Raw genomic sequence first — 17152 nt, 5'->3', positions numbered from 1 at the left:
AGAAAATGACTTTTTAGTATCACGCTCCTTTTAGTGAGGGTAATTTTGAAACCAGACGTAGAGAAACGGTTAGTCCTTCCAATTGATAATGGGGACGCAGAAAAAACTTAGCTTGATAATAGCCTGGGTTGCTCTCTATTTCTTCTACCTGAACCTCCGCGGCTGCCAGTGGCTTCTTCGCCTTGGTAAGCTGTGATGAATTGACTGGGTCACCGTCAACATAATGAGTGATCCATTCATTCAACCAACGTTCCATATCACTACGCTCCTGAAAAGTCCCAATTTTGTCGCGTACAATACATTTCAGGTAATGAGCAAAACGACAACAGGCAAATAAATAAGGCAGACGGGCGGAGAGATTGGCATTTGCTGTAGCGTCAGGATCATAATATTCTGATGGTTTTTGCAGCGATTGGGCACCGATAAAGGCGGCCATATCGGTATTCTTACGGTGTAAAAGTGGAATAAAACCATTTTTGGCTAATTCAGCCTCACGACGATCGCTGATGGCAATCTCGGTAGGACATTTCATATCCACTCCGCCATCATCAGAGGGAAAAGTATAGCAAGGCAAATTTTCTACAATACCACCAGATTCCACACCGCGAATAGAGGTGCACCAGCCGTACAGTTTAAAGGAACGGTTGATATTGACCGCCATAGCATAAGCGGCATTTGCCCAGGTATAGTTTTCATGGGTGGGGCCTTCGGTATTTTCCTCAAAATTGAAATTATCAACGGGATTAGTGAGAGCGCCATAAGGTAAACGGGACAGAAAACGGGGCAGTGCTAATCCGATGTAACGTACGTCTTCTGATTCGCGTAAGCTACGCCAGGGGGCGTACTCTGTATTTTGGAAAATCTTGGTGAGATCACGAGGGTTAGCTAACTCCTGCCAGGATTTCATTTGCATAACACTTGGGGCTGCTCCTGAAATAAATGGACAGTGTGCTGCGGCACTGATTTGTGCTAGCTGACGCAAAAGTTCAACATCCGGCGCGGTATGGTCAAAGTAGTAATCGCCTACCAGACAGCCGAAAGGTTCACCACCAAACTGACCGTATTCTGCTTCATAGACCTTCTTAAAAAGTGGGCTTTGGTCCCAACTGACGCCTTTGAAACGTTTTAGCGTGTTGCTTAGTTCTTTTTTGGAAAGGCACATCACACGGATTTTCAGCATCTCATCGGTTTCTGTGTTATTAACCAGATAATGCAGACCACGCCATGCGCCTTCCAATGTCTGGAATTCATCATGATGCAGGATATGGTTCATCTGTTGTGATATTTTGGTATCAATTTCAGCAATCAATGACTGGATAGTGCGATAAGTATCGCCGGAGATGGTGAGGGTATTTTCCAGTGCCTGCTGTGCCAGGGTCTTTACTGCATTTTCAACGGCATCACGTGTTTGATCACTTTGCGGACGGAATTCTTTACCGAGCAATACACTTAATTCATCAACCGTATATTCTTTCGGTGCCTGCTCTTGTTGAGCCAGGTTTTCTTGTTCAGTTGTACTCATCAATTACTCCTTATCTTCAGCACCTTCATCTGAAGCTGAAGTGCTATCTTCAGGTTTTGGCGCTTCCGCCAGTGATTTCAACAGAGCAGGATTTTGCAGTATTTCAGCGATCAGTTGTTCTGCGCCACTTTTACCATCCATATAAGACAGTAGGTTCGCCAGTTGGGTACGTGCTTCCAACAGTTGAGCTAAAGGTTCTACCTTTTTAGCGATAGCATCAGGTTGAAAGTCTTCCATTTTTTCAAAAACTAACTCGACATTCAGTTTGCCATCACCTGTCAAGGTGTTATCAACCTGAAAGGCGGCTCGTGGCTTTATTGACTTCATGCGTTCGTCAAAATTATCAATGTCAATTTCCAGAAATTTCCGGTCGCTAACGTCTGGTAGGGCTTCTGTGGGTTTTCCTGCCAAATCAGCCATAACGCCCATGACAAATGGTAATTGGACAACTTTTTCTGAGCCATAAAGCTCGACATCGTATTCAATCTGGACTCGAGGAGCACGATTTCGGGCGATAAACTTTTGTCCACTGGATTTCATGACAATTTCTCCATTACTGGCTAAATAGGTAAGTTAAGAGATAAACGGGCGATATACCCTTCGTCTTTCAAGTTGCCTCTTTGTTGGTTGGATAAGTACAAGAGACAACTAATTTGTATCAGTGTCAGAATTATCAGTATGGCCAAAGATGATGGCGAGCTGATTTAATCCTTCTGGTGCAAGGTCATAGATAATGTCGATAAAATCACGATCAATCAGGCGTTGAATACGGTCAATCATCATCGGAGCAGGGTGGCTTGGTTCGTGTGTCAGAAAATAGGTTTTCGCTTTTTCCAATAACATGCGTGCTTCATCACGATTATTGACTTCTACTCCGTACCAATTAAATGAGGACAAACCAGCCATCGCTGCTATATCTGTTGATGATTGCTCTATAGACGATGGGTCTATTGATGATCGCGTTGTTGCCTGCTTTATCACTGATGCAGATTGAGGTTCTCCTTTATTGCCGGGAGTTATCGAAGCGGCAATAAAGGAGCCACTTAATGCGCTAAATTCAATAACGGTATTCAGATTTTTTAGGAATCGCGATAGTTCAGGCATATGCCCGGCGGATAAGTGCTGGCGAATGATATCAAGCAGAGCAGTAATATGATCGCGAATGATGGCTAATGCTGATATTTCCGGGCTGTCAGTTTGTTGTTTTAACTCATCTTGCAGGCGGGTTCGCCCTCCGGTGTAACCACTGATTTCTGTTATCGAACCATCAAGCAGTGAGCAAACTTCCCGGAATGACAATTCTTGCGAGATACTTTTCAGCAGAATGGAATATTGCACTTTTATTGAGAGAGGGGCGCCATCTTCAATATCTGCCAGAGCATTAAGGCGAAATAAGGGATCGTATTCACCATCAAATTCCAGTCTTGGCCATACCTCTTCCCAATAGTGTTCCAGTGTTTGTCGGAGTAGCGCCAGGCCATTGGCATAGCCACATATTCCCTGAGTTTCTACCCATGCATGCATGAGAGCGATGATAATACGCAGATCTTTGGTACGGGATAGCAGTAACGTTGTAGCTTGTTTTTCCACTTCTAACCAATCGGGTGGTTCCGCAGGGATAACAAAATCACCAAACTGTTGCTCTGCTTTTCCGATAATGCTTTGTTCTAATAATAGAAATACATCATCGTATTCGAGATTTTCCCCACAAGGAGACTCTTCACTGATTGGCGCAAGTAAAGCATCAATATTCATGGTGTTTTCATACTCTTCAGGTTCGGGCAGGAGAAATCAGGTAGTTTAAACGGACTGAAAATACTATTTGGTGTGAACTCCAGTAAGACCGTATGCCCTTTGATATTAAACATTGCCTGTAAGCCAGTATCATCACTTTGAGTTGAACTTCCTGTTCTGTTTTGCCAAATACGCTTCGCTTGATCCAGTAACCGGTTCAGTGCCCAGGGGCCAGAAGTTGATAAGTTTGCCGTTGTGCCATTTTCTAAATTTAATTGAATGCGGGCCTGATTGGTTCCCGCAGAGCCCGGCCAGCTAATGAGCTGCGAAAGTTGAGGGCCGTGACTATATTGCAGTCGTTGCCCATCAACATCCAGTACCATACTCAATATCTCATTATCCATACTGATTGGGCGAACCATGATATGAAATGACGGTGTGAGAGCCCCACTGGAAAAGAGAGTATCGCGAATAATCTGTGCTTGCTGGAAAGGTTTGAGCAATTTTTCTCCACCGGGTAAAGGCTTGCCATCTACCCCGGGCATAAATCGCCATCCTGGCTGAGTTGTATCAACTTTGCCCACTAAATTTTTTTGGAAAAAACTGTCCATTAAGCCTTTTCCGGGAGCAAACATCCGTGTCATGTCATCAGGTTTGATGTCTTTGTGCGCTTTAGGCATCAACGGATAACGGTTGGCAATAGCCTGTTGGCAAAAACCACCTATTTCTGCACCGAGATGTTTGCCGACATTTTTCATATCACTGATTTGTGTATCACTACTGGCTCCAATTGCCAGGGCAGAAATCATATCTCTGAATGGTATCGGCAGGCGTTCAGATGCCGTTTGTAACTGGGTAATAATGTTGTTGGGAGGAAAAGTCATACCTGTATTGACGGCATTTTGCACTGAAGCCAGATATTGATATAAGTCACCGATTTTTTTCAGTATATCGTCAAAAGGTATTTTTTTATTTTTTCCATCAGGGCTTTTCGCCAGAGCGGTAATTTGTGCAAAATGTTCTGCTAACACTTGCTCTGGTGAAGGTTGACCATTATCCGGCAAGATTTGTTTTGAAACTAAATTTGTTAATTTACTGTTTGTTACGTTACTACTGACTTTACCTTTAGCCTTCTTCATAAGGCTGTTAAGTTGGTTATTAGTTAGTGTGACATTTTTGCTGATATTGATTAGCAGAGTACGCATCGGTGAAGCTGAAGAAGAGAGCAAACGCGCTGTGCTGGTACGTTGATTTAATTCATTAATATTGTTCAAACGAATATCAGTCAGATATTTGTCCCATTGATAAATATAGTCACTGATATAAAACTGTCGGACAGATAATTCGAGATCTTTAACTGACTGTTTTCTCGCATAGGAATCCAGTACCCAATTATCCTGTGAATTCAAAGTGACAAGAAAAGTCATGAGATCTTTGCCGATACTTTTTTTATAACCCGCAGGGGTGAACATTCCCGGTATGCCACTGGTTATTGGTGCTCCACTAATGCGTGAGAAAGCTAATTCAGCTTGAGGACCAGCAAGTGTGACTAAATTTACTGATGCTAAATTGGGGTCAAGTAACAAATTGTGTTTCAGGATATTGTAGGCACGTTGCGCAGGGGGAATGCTGCCAATTAATGCTTGTTTTTGTTCAACCAGATAGTCATTACGAATATACGGTGATGTGACAACCTGATTATCCAGTAATTGACTGAGATGCCTGTTAATTTGTTGTAATTGTTCCTGAGTTGTTTCTGGATCTAAGTGTGTTTTCAGATATTGCATCACCCAATTACGTAGAAACTCACCGTCATAATGTTTGGGCTGATATAACATCTGATATGCTTTTAATGTATTGTAGATTTCCTCTGTATTGTCATTATTATTGTCGTTAGCATTGTGTAGTTGGCTGGTGATTAACTTGGTTATTTGTGGCAGTAGTAGTGTTTGCAGTGCTTTCATATACAGAGTACGGCTTGCATTACTGACTTGTTCACCACTATATAATCCCATGCGGTAAGATATTGGGGGATCATCCAGCGAAAAGTTCTGGCTTTTAGCGAGGTTAGCCAGGTTGTTCAAAATCGGCAATAGATTATAGGTGTTATTTATCTCATCGGTGTCATCATGATTTTTATTTAATTCAGCGCCCTGACGTAAAATGGTCGGAATTTTAGCCTGAACTTCCATCAGATAATTTTTATTATTGTTGTAACTGGTCAGAAATAAAGTGGTGACTAAGACCAGAATTGCTATTAATGCCATGTTGCCTAACCAATTAAGCAGGCGATTTTGGTATACCCACCAACGGTTGTAGCTGGCGAGTCCTGCTTCCTGAAAAATACTGTCCAGTAAATTTTTCAGAAAATAAGTCTGGCGAGTCTGGGGTTGATATAAAATTCCTTTATCATCATTATTATTTCCCCATGACATTGAAATACTGTCATTGTCTGTTGGCAATTGGAAATTGCGGTTAAATTTATCCATGACACCATCAAATGGTATCCCTCCCTGTGTGCCACTGGTGAAATAGAGTCCTCGTGGGTAACTGGGGACTTCAAATCCTGATCTTGCGAATACAATTTCAAGATATTGCGCAATGCGTGGACGTAAGGCAGCAAATTCTTGTGGAAACAGATAACTCTCGGCACATTGCCGCGGGTTCGGCTCGTTTAAGAGAATATAGGGTAATTCTGCATCCAGTCGCAGTTGTAACTGGTTGTATTGCTCCTCAAATATCGAATTGATATTCCAGTCAGTTTTTTTGTCTTGTGGGAAGGTTAATCCCCAAATTTGTTCACGTGATGCTTTATCAAAATGGGTAAAATAGGCGTTAAATCCTTTTAATAAATCCGTTTTAGTGATGAAAATGTAAATAGGAAATTGGATCTTAAGTTTTTCACGTAATTCAGACAGGCGTCTGCGTAACATATAGGCGTGTTGATCACGGGTTTCTGTTGATGGATTCAGTAAGTCTTCCACACTGATTGTAAGGATGATCCCATTGATTGGTTGCCGTGTACGGTATTTTTTTAACAACCTGATAAAAGCCTGCCACTCTCTGCTGTCTGCTGCGTGTAAGTTGTTATGATGAGTGGTATAGCGACCTGCGGTATCAAGCAGGACGGCTTTATTCGTAAACCACCAGTTACAGCTATTCATATCTCCCATACTGTATAGGGCAGATTTCCCGAAATAGTCTGATAGTGGGAAATTCAGCCCGGAATTTGCCAGCGCTGTTGTTTTACCTGAATGTGGGGCACCGATAACGAGATACCAGGGTAATTGGTATAAATATTGACGGCTAAACAGCCCATTCCAGCCAGGTTTAGGTTTGCCATTTAAACTGGAGAAATAGCCGGAAAAATAAGCTTTTCGCAATAATTTTACGGCGTCAGAAAAGCGTTCTGACAACGTGAGGTATTGATCATCGTGTTTTTTGTCCTGTTTCTGTTCTTTTTCATCGTCCTTAATGATATTCAATTGGTTCGCTAATTTTTTGTTAAGCCATGTCCGATATAGCAGGGGAATTAACTGACTTAAGAGCCAGGCTAAGAAAAGTGAAATAATGGTAAAGATTCGTATGAATTTCGATTCAAAAGGGACTGAGTTACCGACAGAAATAATGGGCCCGATGAACCAGATAATGGCAGAAATTGCCGTTATACCGAGAAAACTCCACATTAATCTGCTGGTAAGGATAGAAAAGAGTACACTTAACATCTTAGTTTCCTCACTTTATTTGATCGGCTGGAGAAACTAACAGTGTGATTTCTACTCGTCTGTTTTTAGCCCGGTTACTGGGAGTATCATTAGGGACAAGCGGATCACTTGCGCCTCTTCCCTCAGTTTTAACTCGCTCAGGCTGGTTCAGATAATGCTGAAGTTTTCTCTGGACAGATTTCGCTCTGGCCAGCGATAAAGCGTAGTTAGAGACGAAACGAGAATAGATGGGGATATTATCAGTATATCCGACGACTAAAATTTCACCTTTATAATGGTTCATCGCTTCTGCAATACGCCTGATAACGTCCAGATAACGGTTTCTGATTTGGGTTGAAGCTGATTTGAATAAACCGTCTCCTTTCAAGGTGACGATGCTTCTATCAGCCAGATCGGTGACAGTTAATAGCCCGGCTGAGATTTCATCCCGTAACCTGCTTTGTAGATTCAGCGTCGGAGGAACAGGTGGGGATATCCGATCATCGACGGCTACATTTGGCAGACTGGTCTGATAGATAGATGATAAAATCGGGGTAGATATATCACTTAATCGCCAATTCAGGCCGATATACAAGATACATCCCAGAAAACACAATAATGCTATACAAATCCACATAGGCAAAAAAGGTTTCCAGAGTTTGTTAGGTTTTGTGATGATTTGTACATCGGGAGACAATTCGGCAGGATGGTTGCCGCGAATTGAGCGGATTAACTGAAACAGGCGTTGTTTTAGCGTTTCTAACTGAGAGCGTCCGTTGTCCATGATGCGGTAACGTCCTTCAAATCCAAGTTGGAGACAAAAATTAATCAGCTCCAGGAGAAATAAATTTTCTTTAGGATTCTGTGATAATTTAGCCAACAGTTGGAAGAATTTCTCACCTCCCCAGGTTTCATTATGAAAAGTGACCAGTAATCCACTACCTGACCAAACACTACGACTTCCCCAAGGTGTCAGTGCGGCTGCTTCGTCCAGTGCGGTACATAGACAGTAGCGTGCACCAATAATGACTTCATAGGGTTGTTTGGCATGCTGACACGCGACTTCAAAACGTCGGATTTCATCAATCAATTTTTGACGTAAGGCTGCGGGGTCCGGGTGAACAGTGGTATGCCGGATTTGGGGAAGCGTATTCAGCAGAGGATTTGCAGCAGCAACCAGAGGATTATCATTGGATTTACCAGAAAACCATGAATGTTCAATCTTCTGCATTTCTTGTCTTATCATAGGCGTCATTACCTCTATTTAGGCTGATCACGGACAGCCCAAAATTCCATATTTAAACCGGGGAACTCACCAGCCAAATGCAATGCAAAGCCACCCGATTTATCCATTTGTTTCCATAAATCCCCGTCTTTTTCCAGTTCAAAATAGATATATCCTGAGTGCCAAGGGATTTGTCTCGGCACGGATGGCAGAGCTCGTATTGAAATACCGGGTAATTGCAACTGAACCAGTTCTCGTATACGTCCGACAGGGGCAATTTTCATTTGGGCCGGGAAATGACTCATTAATGTGTCATTGGCGATATCAGCGTAGACAGCCAGAATAAAGCTGAACGTATTGACCATACTGGCATTGGGTAATGTGGCGATATTCAAACCATGAGAATATTCTGTCAATGGGAGCTGGATGGCATGCTCTTCCAAAATGATTGATAACCCTTGACGCAACTGAAACATGAGTTGATTGAAACACAGTGTCAAATTGTCGTGATCATAGAGGGGAAAGATATCTTCCGGCACCCGGTTTTGGGAGAACGTTGCCAATTCAGTGACAAATTGCAGCCACTCACTAAATAGCCTCTCTGGATGCAGCAACGATATATTCCGTATGTGGCTGACCTGGCCACTATAGCGATTAACCAGAGACAGCAACAGGAAATCCATGATTTCGGAATCATTATGCCGTCCCAATTGTAACAAACGTTGGCTTATCTGTTGGCGGCGTTGCTCTAATATCCCCTGGATATCGGTGATAAATCCTGCCACTTGTGGGCTGGCGTAACAATTAAGCAGGGGGGGAATAAATTGTTGATCAAGATAGATTTTATTATCGCTGGTTCTATTTATGACATGTACAATGCTCAATGAAGTCCATTCTGGTGTCAAATCAGACTCCAGCATCAGGCGCAAGCGCATTTTGCCGAATTGTACTGCGGCACTACCGACTGACATGGCATTAAAATCATTCACTTCGGCTTCAAAGCTGACAAAACGTGCCAAAGAGTCTTTTTTTTCACTGAAAATGATTTCTTCTCTGCCCCGCCGAAAAAGAGGCAGGGCGAGCACTACATTAACATCTACCTGATTTTCAGTGAGTTGCAAAGGAGCGGGGGCATGTGCACCGTCAAAACTGAATGGAGTTCCATCCGGAAAAATACCGCTCGCTGAGGAAAGCATGACTTTACCCTGATTGAGGAGTTCCTGATCCAGTTCGAGTGTCAGAAAACCCCAGTAATAGGACATTTGGGATTTTCCCCAGTCGCGGACATAAGCTTCCAGATAGTTTTCAGCCTGTTGGAAATGATGAGGGCGCAGAAACATGCCTTCGGTCCAAATGACTTTCTCTGATCTATTCATGATTTTTCAGTTTCCTGCGGCACAATTTGAGGTGGAACTTAAGCCTTTACCAGTAACCTTAACGCACACTTGTAGTTCATCGGGGGCAGAACGCCAGAATTCGTAAAAAGGGAGTTTTTCTGGTACGGGGACTGGAAACGAAATACGCCATTTCTTGCCATCTAATTGTTTATACTCTGCAATAATTCCGATGTGGCTGATTTCTGACTGATTCTTTTCCAACAAAGAATGTGCACGTTCGAAAGGAAGTATAAAAAATCGATCTTCATTGGCCAATTTATCGCCTAGTGTGTCTTTCGCTTTGTCTTGTAGTGAAAAAAAGTCTGCCGACATAAATTCTTCATTCGATTGCAATAAAAAAACGTGGATTTTCAGTGGTGCGGAATCATTGACATTAGATGCGATATTGAAAATTAATTTATAAGGGGGCAATTTTTCCGGTTGCGATGAACAGCCTGTCATTATTAAAACTGTCATTATTAAAAGAAGTGTGAATAAAAGCGACGGTAAAAATGCCCTCTTAATCCAACAATTAATTGAATATAACGTTTTGATTAAGATTGTTTTTCTCAGTGAAAAACGCAATATCATAAAGTTCATTAATTATTCAGGCATAGCCAGCATTGAATAAAATAAAAAGTCGAGTGTATCAGGCCGCTGAAATGAGCACTTTTGTCTGACTGGGAGTAATGCGGGCACCCACGGCATTCGTTGAATTCTGCATAGTGAGACTTGTCAGTCGTGTTACCGGTGAGCCTTTGATTAAGACCGAATTGGCCCCTAATGTATGTCGGGCTGGTCCCATTACTGTTCCTGAAGCTACTCCCATATTAACTCCGGCGTTATCACCTGTTGTCATGGGAAAGTTTGTCGCTATGTTATGTACAGGAGAGCCTGCAAATAAAATGTTCATGGCATTAGTGATGCCGGTAGGCCCTTGTGCCATATTGGGATAAGGTACGGGTACAGGAAAGGGACATGGGGTCAGGCAAATATCAGGGGCTGCCATATCCATTCCCCCCCCTTGAGTATTGGCAAACATAATGTCTCCTTAACCAATATGAATTTGTTCAGCATCTATTTTGGTGACAGCTTTTGCAGACATCATAGTGTTTTGGGCATGTAATCGAATATAGCTTTCAGCCTGCATATCTAATTGGCCAGCCTGAACCTGTTCTGTCTGCGTTGTATGACGAAATAGTCGGTTGCTAAGCTGTGTTACTGTCTGCCAGACAGACTCAAATTTATTGCCAACTAATTGAGTGATGGATACCCATGCAGACAGTGATTCACCACTGTATTGCATTTTGTTGATATGGCAGTTCCCAATGCTGGCAGCAATATTCAGTCCGTTGCTGTTTAAACTTAAATCTCCCTGAGAAGAGATAGCCAGATCACCGGGCACGCTGATTTCTGCCGGATGAAGCTGTTCTGCTCGCTCTAATATAGCCAAAATCCAGAGTTGACTATCGACTGTCGTTACTAAAACGGTATCTCCCTGTTCGGGGGTCAGCAGGCAACTGGCAGCTCGTCGGCAGTGCCATCCCCGGTTGTTACTTTCCACTATTAAACTACCATCCTGAAGATGATTAACAACCTGACCTGCAACTTGGTGTAAGGGTTGTTCGGTAGTAAGAGGATGTGAAGAAAGCGCATAAGAAGGTTTTGACATTTTGATTCTCCCGGTTAAATCTTGCGTTGCATACTCCACTCTTCGGCTGCAAACAGTTCAGGATCATTTTCCAGTATGCCACGACGGTCAGAAAACAGTGTTTCAGCCTGTTGGGCACGATGAAAAAGTGTTCTCATAAAGTGTGCTGTGCGAAAGTCACTATTGCTGACATTGGCATAGGAAAGATCGGCATAAGACATGTCACAACCGGTAAATCGTGCATTCACTGCATGTACTTTGTGCATGATGGCCTGGATTAATTTGCTTTGCCTGAAATCAGCGGATTCAAGACAGGCACCGACGAAAATCGCCTGTTCAAACAGACTATTGCTGCAACATGCCTGGGTTAAATCTGCTTCAATGAATAAAGCCTGGGTTGCATTGACATTCGATAGCATTGCATTTTGTAAAGTGGCACCCTTGAAATTACAGTTAGTTAACCTTGCATGATTGAAGTTTGCTGCTTCAAGTTGACAATCTGTGAACAGACACTCTTTGAGTTGTTGTTTCTGATAGTCCTGACCACGTAGATCACATTCAAAAAAAACAGCTTTAGTATATTCATTGGCAGAAAAGCTTGTTTCCCGTAAATCCAGTCGAAAAAAAGTGACCAGAAACAAGCAGCTATTTGTTAATTCTGCTTGATTAAGTGTTGAATCAATAAATGTTATGCGCTCAAGGTCACTATTGCTAAATTCCACACATTGCAGTGAACTGGATATAAACTGAGTTTCATTTTGCTTATTTTCTGTAAAACGTGCTTTCTGCAAAATACACTGATTAAATACGCAGTTTGTTATTTTACTTCTATCGAATACAGTGCGGATCATATGGCATTGTTCAAAAGTACTCTGTTCAAGCACGGCTGAATCAAAAACGGTTTCTCCGAGTTGGCACTCAGTAAAAACAGTTTCTTTCAGTTGAGCATGAGAAAAATCCACACCAGAAAAATCGACTTCTCTGAAAATTCCACCAGATAAATCCTGTCGGGTGAGCGACATATTTTGTAAGCTGACTTTCTCAATTATTTCCCCTTGTTTTATTTTTGTTATCAGTTCACCTGTTGACAGCGAATTCATATCACTTCCTTATCTCGTTTGGGTAAGGTTTTAGTCTGCTGTGTGTAGACACCTTTAAACAAGGTTGAGTTATCAACGATGGACTGGGACATATCGGCGCGGAATAGATTGGTTTCCCGTAAATCCGTACCATTAAAGCTGCATTTTTGCATCAGAGCATTCATCAGATTGGCATTGTTCAACAAAGCCCCGCGAAAATCTGTTCTGATAAATAGGCTTTTTATCGTATTTAAATACTGCATATCGGCTGACTGACAGTTAGCTTCACTCAGGTCACAGTTGTTCAAAGTCGCAGAGTGAAATACTGACTGCACCAAAGGCATTTTGCGTAGATTGCATTCCGTTAAAGTAGCCTGTCTGAAATCAGCCTGGTTAAGTTCGCTGTTCATTGCAAAAGCACAAGTCAACAGATTAGCGGAGCGAAATCGGATCTTGTTTGCTTCAGTTTCTACCCAGGCACAGCTTTCGAGGAGTGCATGGTCAAAAATGGCTTGTTTCAGTTTACACTTGAGAAAAGACACCTTACTCAGGTTTGCGTGATTGAATTTGAGTGCAGGTAATTCGAGTTCTGCAAAGGTACACTCTTTCCACTGGGAATATTGAAAATTACAATAGGTAATAAAAACCTGTTGCAGGAATAAATCCGTGAATGTTGTACGGTTGAATTGGCAACGATCAAACAGTGCTTCTTGTAATTGTGTTTCTTTGAAGCGAGCGTCAGAAAAATCGCTCCGTTCACATTTAGCCAGTATTAAGTTAGCATTATCTAATTTAACCCCGGACAGGGAAGCGTTGCAGATCTCTGTTCTGGCCAGCATAGCCCGACTGAAATCGGCTTCGTCCAGTTGACTATTATTGAAACAGGCGCTTTCCAATAATGCCTGGGAAAAATTGGCTCCGCGCAGATCCATGTTTGACAAATCTGCTCCGGTAAAATCCATGCCACTGAAATTACCACCTTGCTCCATGATCTTTTGCACCCGTTTACGGATGATTTGCGACAAACTTCCTGTCAAACGTAAGGCCGGATTTTGTGATTGTACTGAAAAAAAATACGTATCACGTAGTGATTGTTCAATTTGTGCTAATTTCGGGTCATCAAACGCTATTTGCTGTTGTTGCTTTTGCAATATATCCCGCATTTTATAGAGATTTTCTGGCCCTCTGGCTTGGTTTTCTGTCACTGATTGATCAATATCAATACCCAGTTGTTTCGCTTTGGCTGCTATATTCTCTCGCTTTAGCTCGGCTTCCGCCCGCTTTTGGGTCGCATCTTGCTCTATTTTCTCCACAAATTCAGGCAGTTCATCCAATCTGGGGGTGGCAGGAGGTGCAGATGTTGCGGGGGGAGCAGGAATGATAGTATCGATATCGTAACCATATTCAGCTAAACGTTCTTTCTGTTGTTCACGGAGACGTTTTTCACGATTAAGCACATTTTCCTGTATTGGATTGTTTTCAGATTGCTCCGTATCTATCCACGGGCCAATGATTTCTTCAGGGATGAGATCTTTTTCCCGGAAGCTATACAAAACGCCTTTTTCTTTATCCATACGTTGGTTAAGCACTTGCAAGTAATGATTTTCCGCCAGGGGGTTATCATTTAATTCCAGAGCCGATACCATTTGTAATACATCCGCTGCATCATCTTCATTAATCCGGGTATGTCCATGCCATATCAGGATCATTTGCTCCAAATGGGGAAAGAACCATACCGTCGTCTGGCGCATGCCTATTTCTTCAAAAATCTCCTCATCAAGACGTAAGCGCTTGATAAAACAACGCGCCCGCCATGCAGGCAAAATGCCTTCTTGTACCGGTTTTTCAGGATGCATATTCTCAATACGCCATGCAGCCTGAACCGGCAGGGCAGTGATCTGATCCAGCCATTGATCCTTTGGAGCTGCATTAAATAGTCGCCAGTCAATATCATGGGCAAACCCCGGAAATTCATTTTCCAGCCACTCCTTGTCATATTTTTTACCAATACGGGTAAAACGACGCGGACATGTAAAATCCAGTGGACAAAAACTGGCAGGAGTGGGGATATCCTCTGGTGATAACAACTGCTTGTGCAAAGTTTCGATATTAGGCAGGTGATGGATTTTTACGCCATTTTCCATCAATTCCGGGCTGAAACCGATACCGTGTGGGTTCTCTTCATAGCCTTCACCCCCAAAAGCCCGGCTCCAGTCCAATCGCATTTGTTCAAATGCCTCAGATTTTGAGGGAGTATCACCGATCCAATAACGATCACCGAAAGCAACTAATGTTTTTTCCAATTGATCCACCTGAATACGTACTGTACAGGCTGTTTTATCGGTTTGGTGATGCGTATAGGCATAGCCTGTGGCCAGAAATTCTGCACAGGATTTAGGCATCGCGAGATCAACAATACCATTACAGGTTTTCAGTTCTTTTTCTGCCAGTTGCCAAAGTTCTGGTTCTGGACGCAAGCGTGGGGTAGGACTCATATCAGCCAGTGCCATGATAGAGATACCGAGATGGTTTTTTTGCATCCAGCGATAAGGCCGATAAAGCACACTTAACCGCAGGGGTTTGATAATTTTCATGACACTCTGCCAGATATATTAGTCAACTGATGATATGTAAGCTGCTGTTTAAGATGTTAGCGCTTGCCTGTATGATCGAAGTCACTGCTTTAGCTAACTTCGTATTAGATTGCGAAAGTTCTGTTCCCGTTTTACTAAGAGATATATCAGTTGTGCTGACAGATAAAATCGTGGATGAGAAACTTGTATTGGTTGAACTTATACTAAATTTTGTGCGGGATAATGATATCTTAACCGAACTTATGCTTATTTTTACCGAAGAAACACTAAAATCTTTGGATGTATAAAAAGACTGTGGGCAATCTATTGCGACATGAGTATCGCTCTTTATTGTAATGAGATTAGGACTGGAGATTAGCGTCGTTCCAGTAATATCCTGTGTCCAGTTTCCGTCAATTTTAGCACTTAAATCCCCTTTGAGTTTATAAGTATCCCCATCACTAATCTCTGTTTTTCTTCCTTTCTGAATGGTTCTTTGCTGGCTGTTTTCAACAGATAATGTGTCTTTGCCTTTAACTACCGTGTCACGAGCATCTTCATAAGTGAAACTGGCTTTACCTGTTACTGTATCCGTTTGCTGTTTTTTTATTTCAGTCGTGCGGTTCCCATCGATAGTGACTTTTTTATCCTTTTCCACGGAGATATTCATGTCACGCTCTGCATGCAGATCAAATAACTCTTTATCTGGAGCATCATCCATAAAGAGGTAATTTGCTTGTTCATGTTTACCTTCCTTTGTATTTGACATCACACCACTACGGGTTTCATGTTTGGGAAGCTCCCAGGGGGGCATATTTTCATTGTTATAGGCGCTGCCAATAACAAAAGGCTTATCCGGGTCACCATTGACAAAACTAATAACAACTTCTTCACCCACACGGGGTACATAAATACTGCCATACCGCCAGCCAGCCCAACGGGTTGCCACACGTATCCAGCAAGAACTGGTATCATCTTTTTTATCGCTTTTATCCCAACGGAATTTCACTTTTATCCGGCCGTACTTATCAGTCCATATCGGTTTATCTTTAGGACCCGTTACAACTGCGGTTTCAAGACCTGTTGCTTTTGGCCAAGGGGTTACTGCTGGTGGTTTCCAATGGACATTGGCAGGGATAGCATCAAATTGGACAACATTTTTATCTTTATTGGGTTTATCGTCGTCACAATCATCATCGTCGTCATATTCGCAATTAAGAGCGAAGCCGTAGCATGATTCATAAAAAGTATATTGAGCACCAGTAATTAAATAGTCATTGTAGTCATCACCTTTAATATCATTAGGTAGTGACAGGGTGAAAGTATGTCCCGGAGCCATGCCCAACACATTACCTTTACCATTAATCAGTTCACTTTGTGCTTCTGTGGCTTGTTGAAGCACTCGAGCATAAAATTGCCCCTGTCCATTTTTTACATAGCGTCCGGGCCACATGAATATTTCTGTATTATTAACCGAACTGAGTGATGTCTGAATGGCAGCTTGTAACTTAGCCCGTGGTTTGCGGAAATCGTAGTCATCAAGACAAAAATTGTTTGGTATCGTGATACTGCGAATATTCCAATTATAAATATATTCTTTACCCGGTTTTTTGGATGATTTACCGACATTGAAATAATTGATAGTATCATATCCAGGCATGGGACCAAGCATTTGGGGCATATCGACTAAAATCATAGTATGACTTCCTATGTCGTGTTTGAAATAGTAATAAATCCCTTCGTGCGCCATTAGCCGATGGATGAAATCAAAATCAGTTTCATTATATTTAACGCAATATTCCCATGTGCGATATTTTTCAAGGAGCCGATCCTCAAAAAAGATACCAGCATCCATCAATACAGCCGCAATAATCTCAGGTACAGTCTTTTCTTGCCAAATGCTATATCCAAGTTTTTTTTTCAATTCCCATAGCTTAGGTTTGACTGTGGCCGTATATAAATAAAGCCTGTCATCATATTTATAAAAGGGGTCATAAGATATCTGTTCTATATAACCGCTTAGATATCTTGTCTGTTTTGACGGGGTTTTTATTTCTACAGTCAGGACGGTATTATGCAGAGATATTGGGTCGGATAATCTCTTTTCGCTCAGTAATTCAACCTCAAATTTGTAAGCTTCCGATAATCTTTCTATTCCATTCAGTGACTTAAAATATAAAGTTTCATCGGATGAGGAGTGTGCGATAAACATTCTCTCCATAAGATTTACTCGCTTTTGTTTAAAGCTACCGCATACTCCAGGTAAGTTCGGGAATATAGGGTAGTTA

General features: G+C 42.1%; 12 protein-coding genes. All 12 read right to left on the bottom strand.

All coding sequences use genetic code 11. The features are described from left to right. Positions 1-19: 19 nt before the first annotated feature. Complete coding sequence (gene tssC / locus Xind_RS01035) at positions 20-1522, bottom strand: type VI secretion system contractile sheath large subunit (protein ID WP_047682488.1); 1503 nt, start codon at positions 1520-1522, stop codon at positions 20-22. 3 nt (positions 1523-1525) lie between these two features. After that, complete coding sequence (gene tssB / locus Xind_RS01030; RefSeq protein WP_047682490.1) at positions 1526-2062, bottom strand: type VI secretion system contractile sheath small subunit; 537 nt, start codon at positions 2060-2062, stop codon at positions 1526-1528. A gap of 108 nt (positions 2063-2170) precedes the next feature. Continuing rightward, positions 2171-3277: a type VI secretion system protein TssA gene (gene tssA / locus Xind_RS01025; protein WP_047682492.1), complete on the bottom strand. Its 1107-nt coding sequence runs from the start codon at positions 3275-3277 to the stop codon at positions 2171-2173. Next, the gene (tssM, locus tag Xind_RS01020; protein ID WP_187649284.1) at positions 3274-6981 is read right to left on the bottom strand and encodes a type VI secretion system membrane subunit TssM; all 3708 of its coding nucleotides are present in this window, start codon (positions 6979-6981) and stop codon (positions 3274-3276) included. Before tssM ends, tssA begins: the two co-directional genes overlap by 4 nt. Positions 6982-6991: 10 nt before the next feature. Continuing rightward, the gene (locus Xind_RS01015; protein WP_187649283.1) at positions 6992-8206 is read right to left on the bottom strand and encodes a DotU family type VI secretion system protein; all 1215 of its coding nucleotides are present in this window, start codon (positions 8204-8206) and stop codon (positions 6992-6994) included. A 14-nt stretch (positions 8207-8220) separates the two neighbouring features. Further along, complete coding sequence (tssK, locus tag Xind_RS01010) at positions 8221-9561, bottom strand: type VI secretion system baseplate subunit TssK (protein ID WP_187649282.1); 1341 nt, start codon at positions 9559-9561, stop codon at positions 8221-8223. A gap of 6 nt (positions 9562-9567) precedes the next feature. Continuing rightward, positions 9568-10161: a type VI secretion system lipoprotein TssJ gene (gene tssJ, locus Xind_RS01005; RefSeq protein WP_246432437.1), complete on the bottom strand. Its 594-nt coding sequence runs from the start codon at positions 10159-10161 to the stop codon at positions 9568-9570. A 49-nt stretch (positions 10162-10210) separates the two neighbouring features. Then, complete coding sequence (locus Xind_RS01000) at positions 10211-10603, bottom strand: DUF4150 domain-containing protein (protein ID WP_047682498.1); 393 nt, start codon at positions 10601-10603, stop codon at positions 10211-10213. A 9-nt stretch (positions 10604-10612) separates the two neighbouring features. Beyond that, positions 10613-11233 (bottom strand): DUF3540 domain-containing protein, encoded by a 621-nt coding sequence (locus tag Xind_RS00995; RefSeq protein ID WP_047682500.1) that lies wholly within the window; start codon positions 11231-11233, stop codon positions 10613-10615. 14 nt (positions 11234-11247) lie between these two features. Further along, positions 11248-12312, bottom strand: a complete 1065-nt coding sequence (locus Xind_RS00990) for a pentapeptide repeat-containing protein (protein ID WP_047682502.1) — start codon at positions 12310-12312, stop codon at positions 11248-11250. Then, on the bottom strand, positions 12309-14885 hold the full coding sequence (locus tag Xind_RS00985; protein ID WP_187649281.1) for a DUF2169 family type VI secretion system accessory protein: 2577 nt from the start codon (positions 14883-14885) through the stop codon (positions 12309-12311). The genes Xind_RS00990 and Xind_RS00985 overlap by 4 nt, the downstream gene beginning before the upstream one ends. Before the next feature lie 22 nt (positions 14886-14907). Beyond that, on the bottom strand, positions 14908-17076 hold the full coding sequence (locus Xind_RS00980) for a type VI secretion system Vgr family protein (protein WP_246432436.1): 2169 nt from the start codon (positions 17074-17076) through the stop codon (positions 14908-14910). Positions 17077-17152: the final 76 nt, after the last annotated feature.

It is taken from the genome of Xenorhabdus indica (assembly GCF_014467235.1).
Lineage (GTDB): Bacteria > Pseudomonadota > Gammaproteobacteria > Enterobacterales > Enterobacteriaceae > Xenorhabdus > Xenorhabdus indica.
This window is presented reverse-complemented; position numbering and strand designations above follow the sequence as displayed.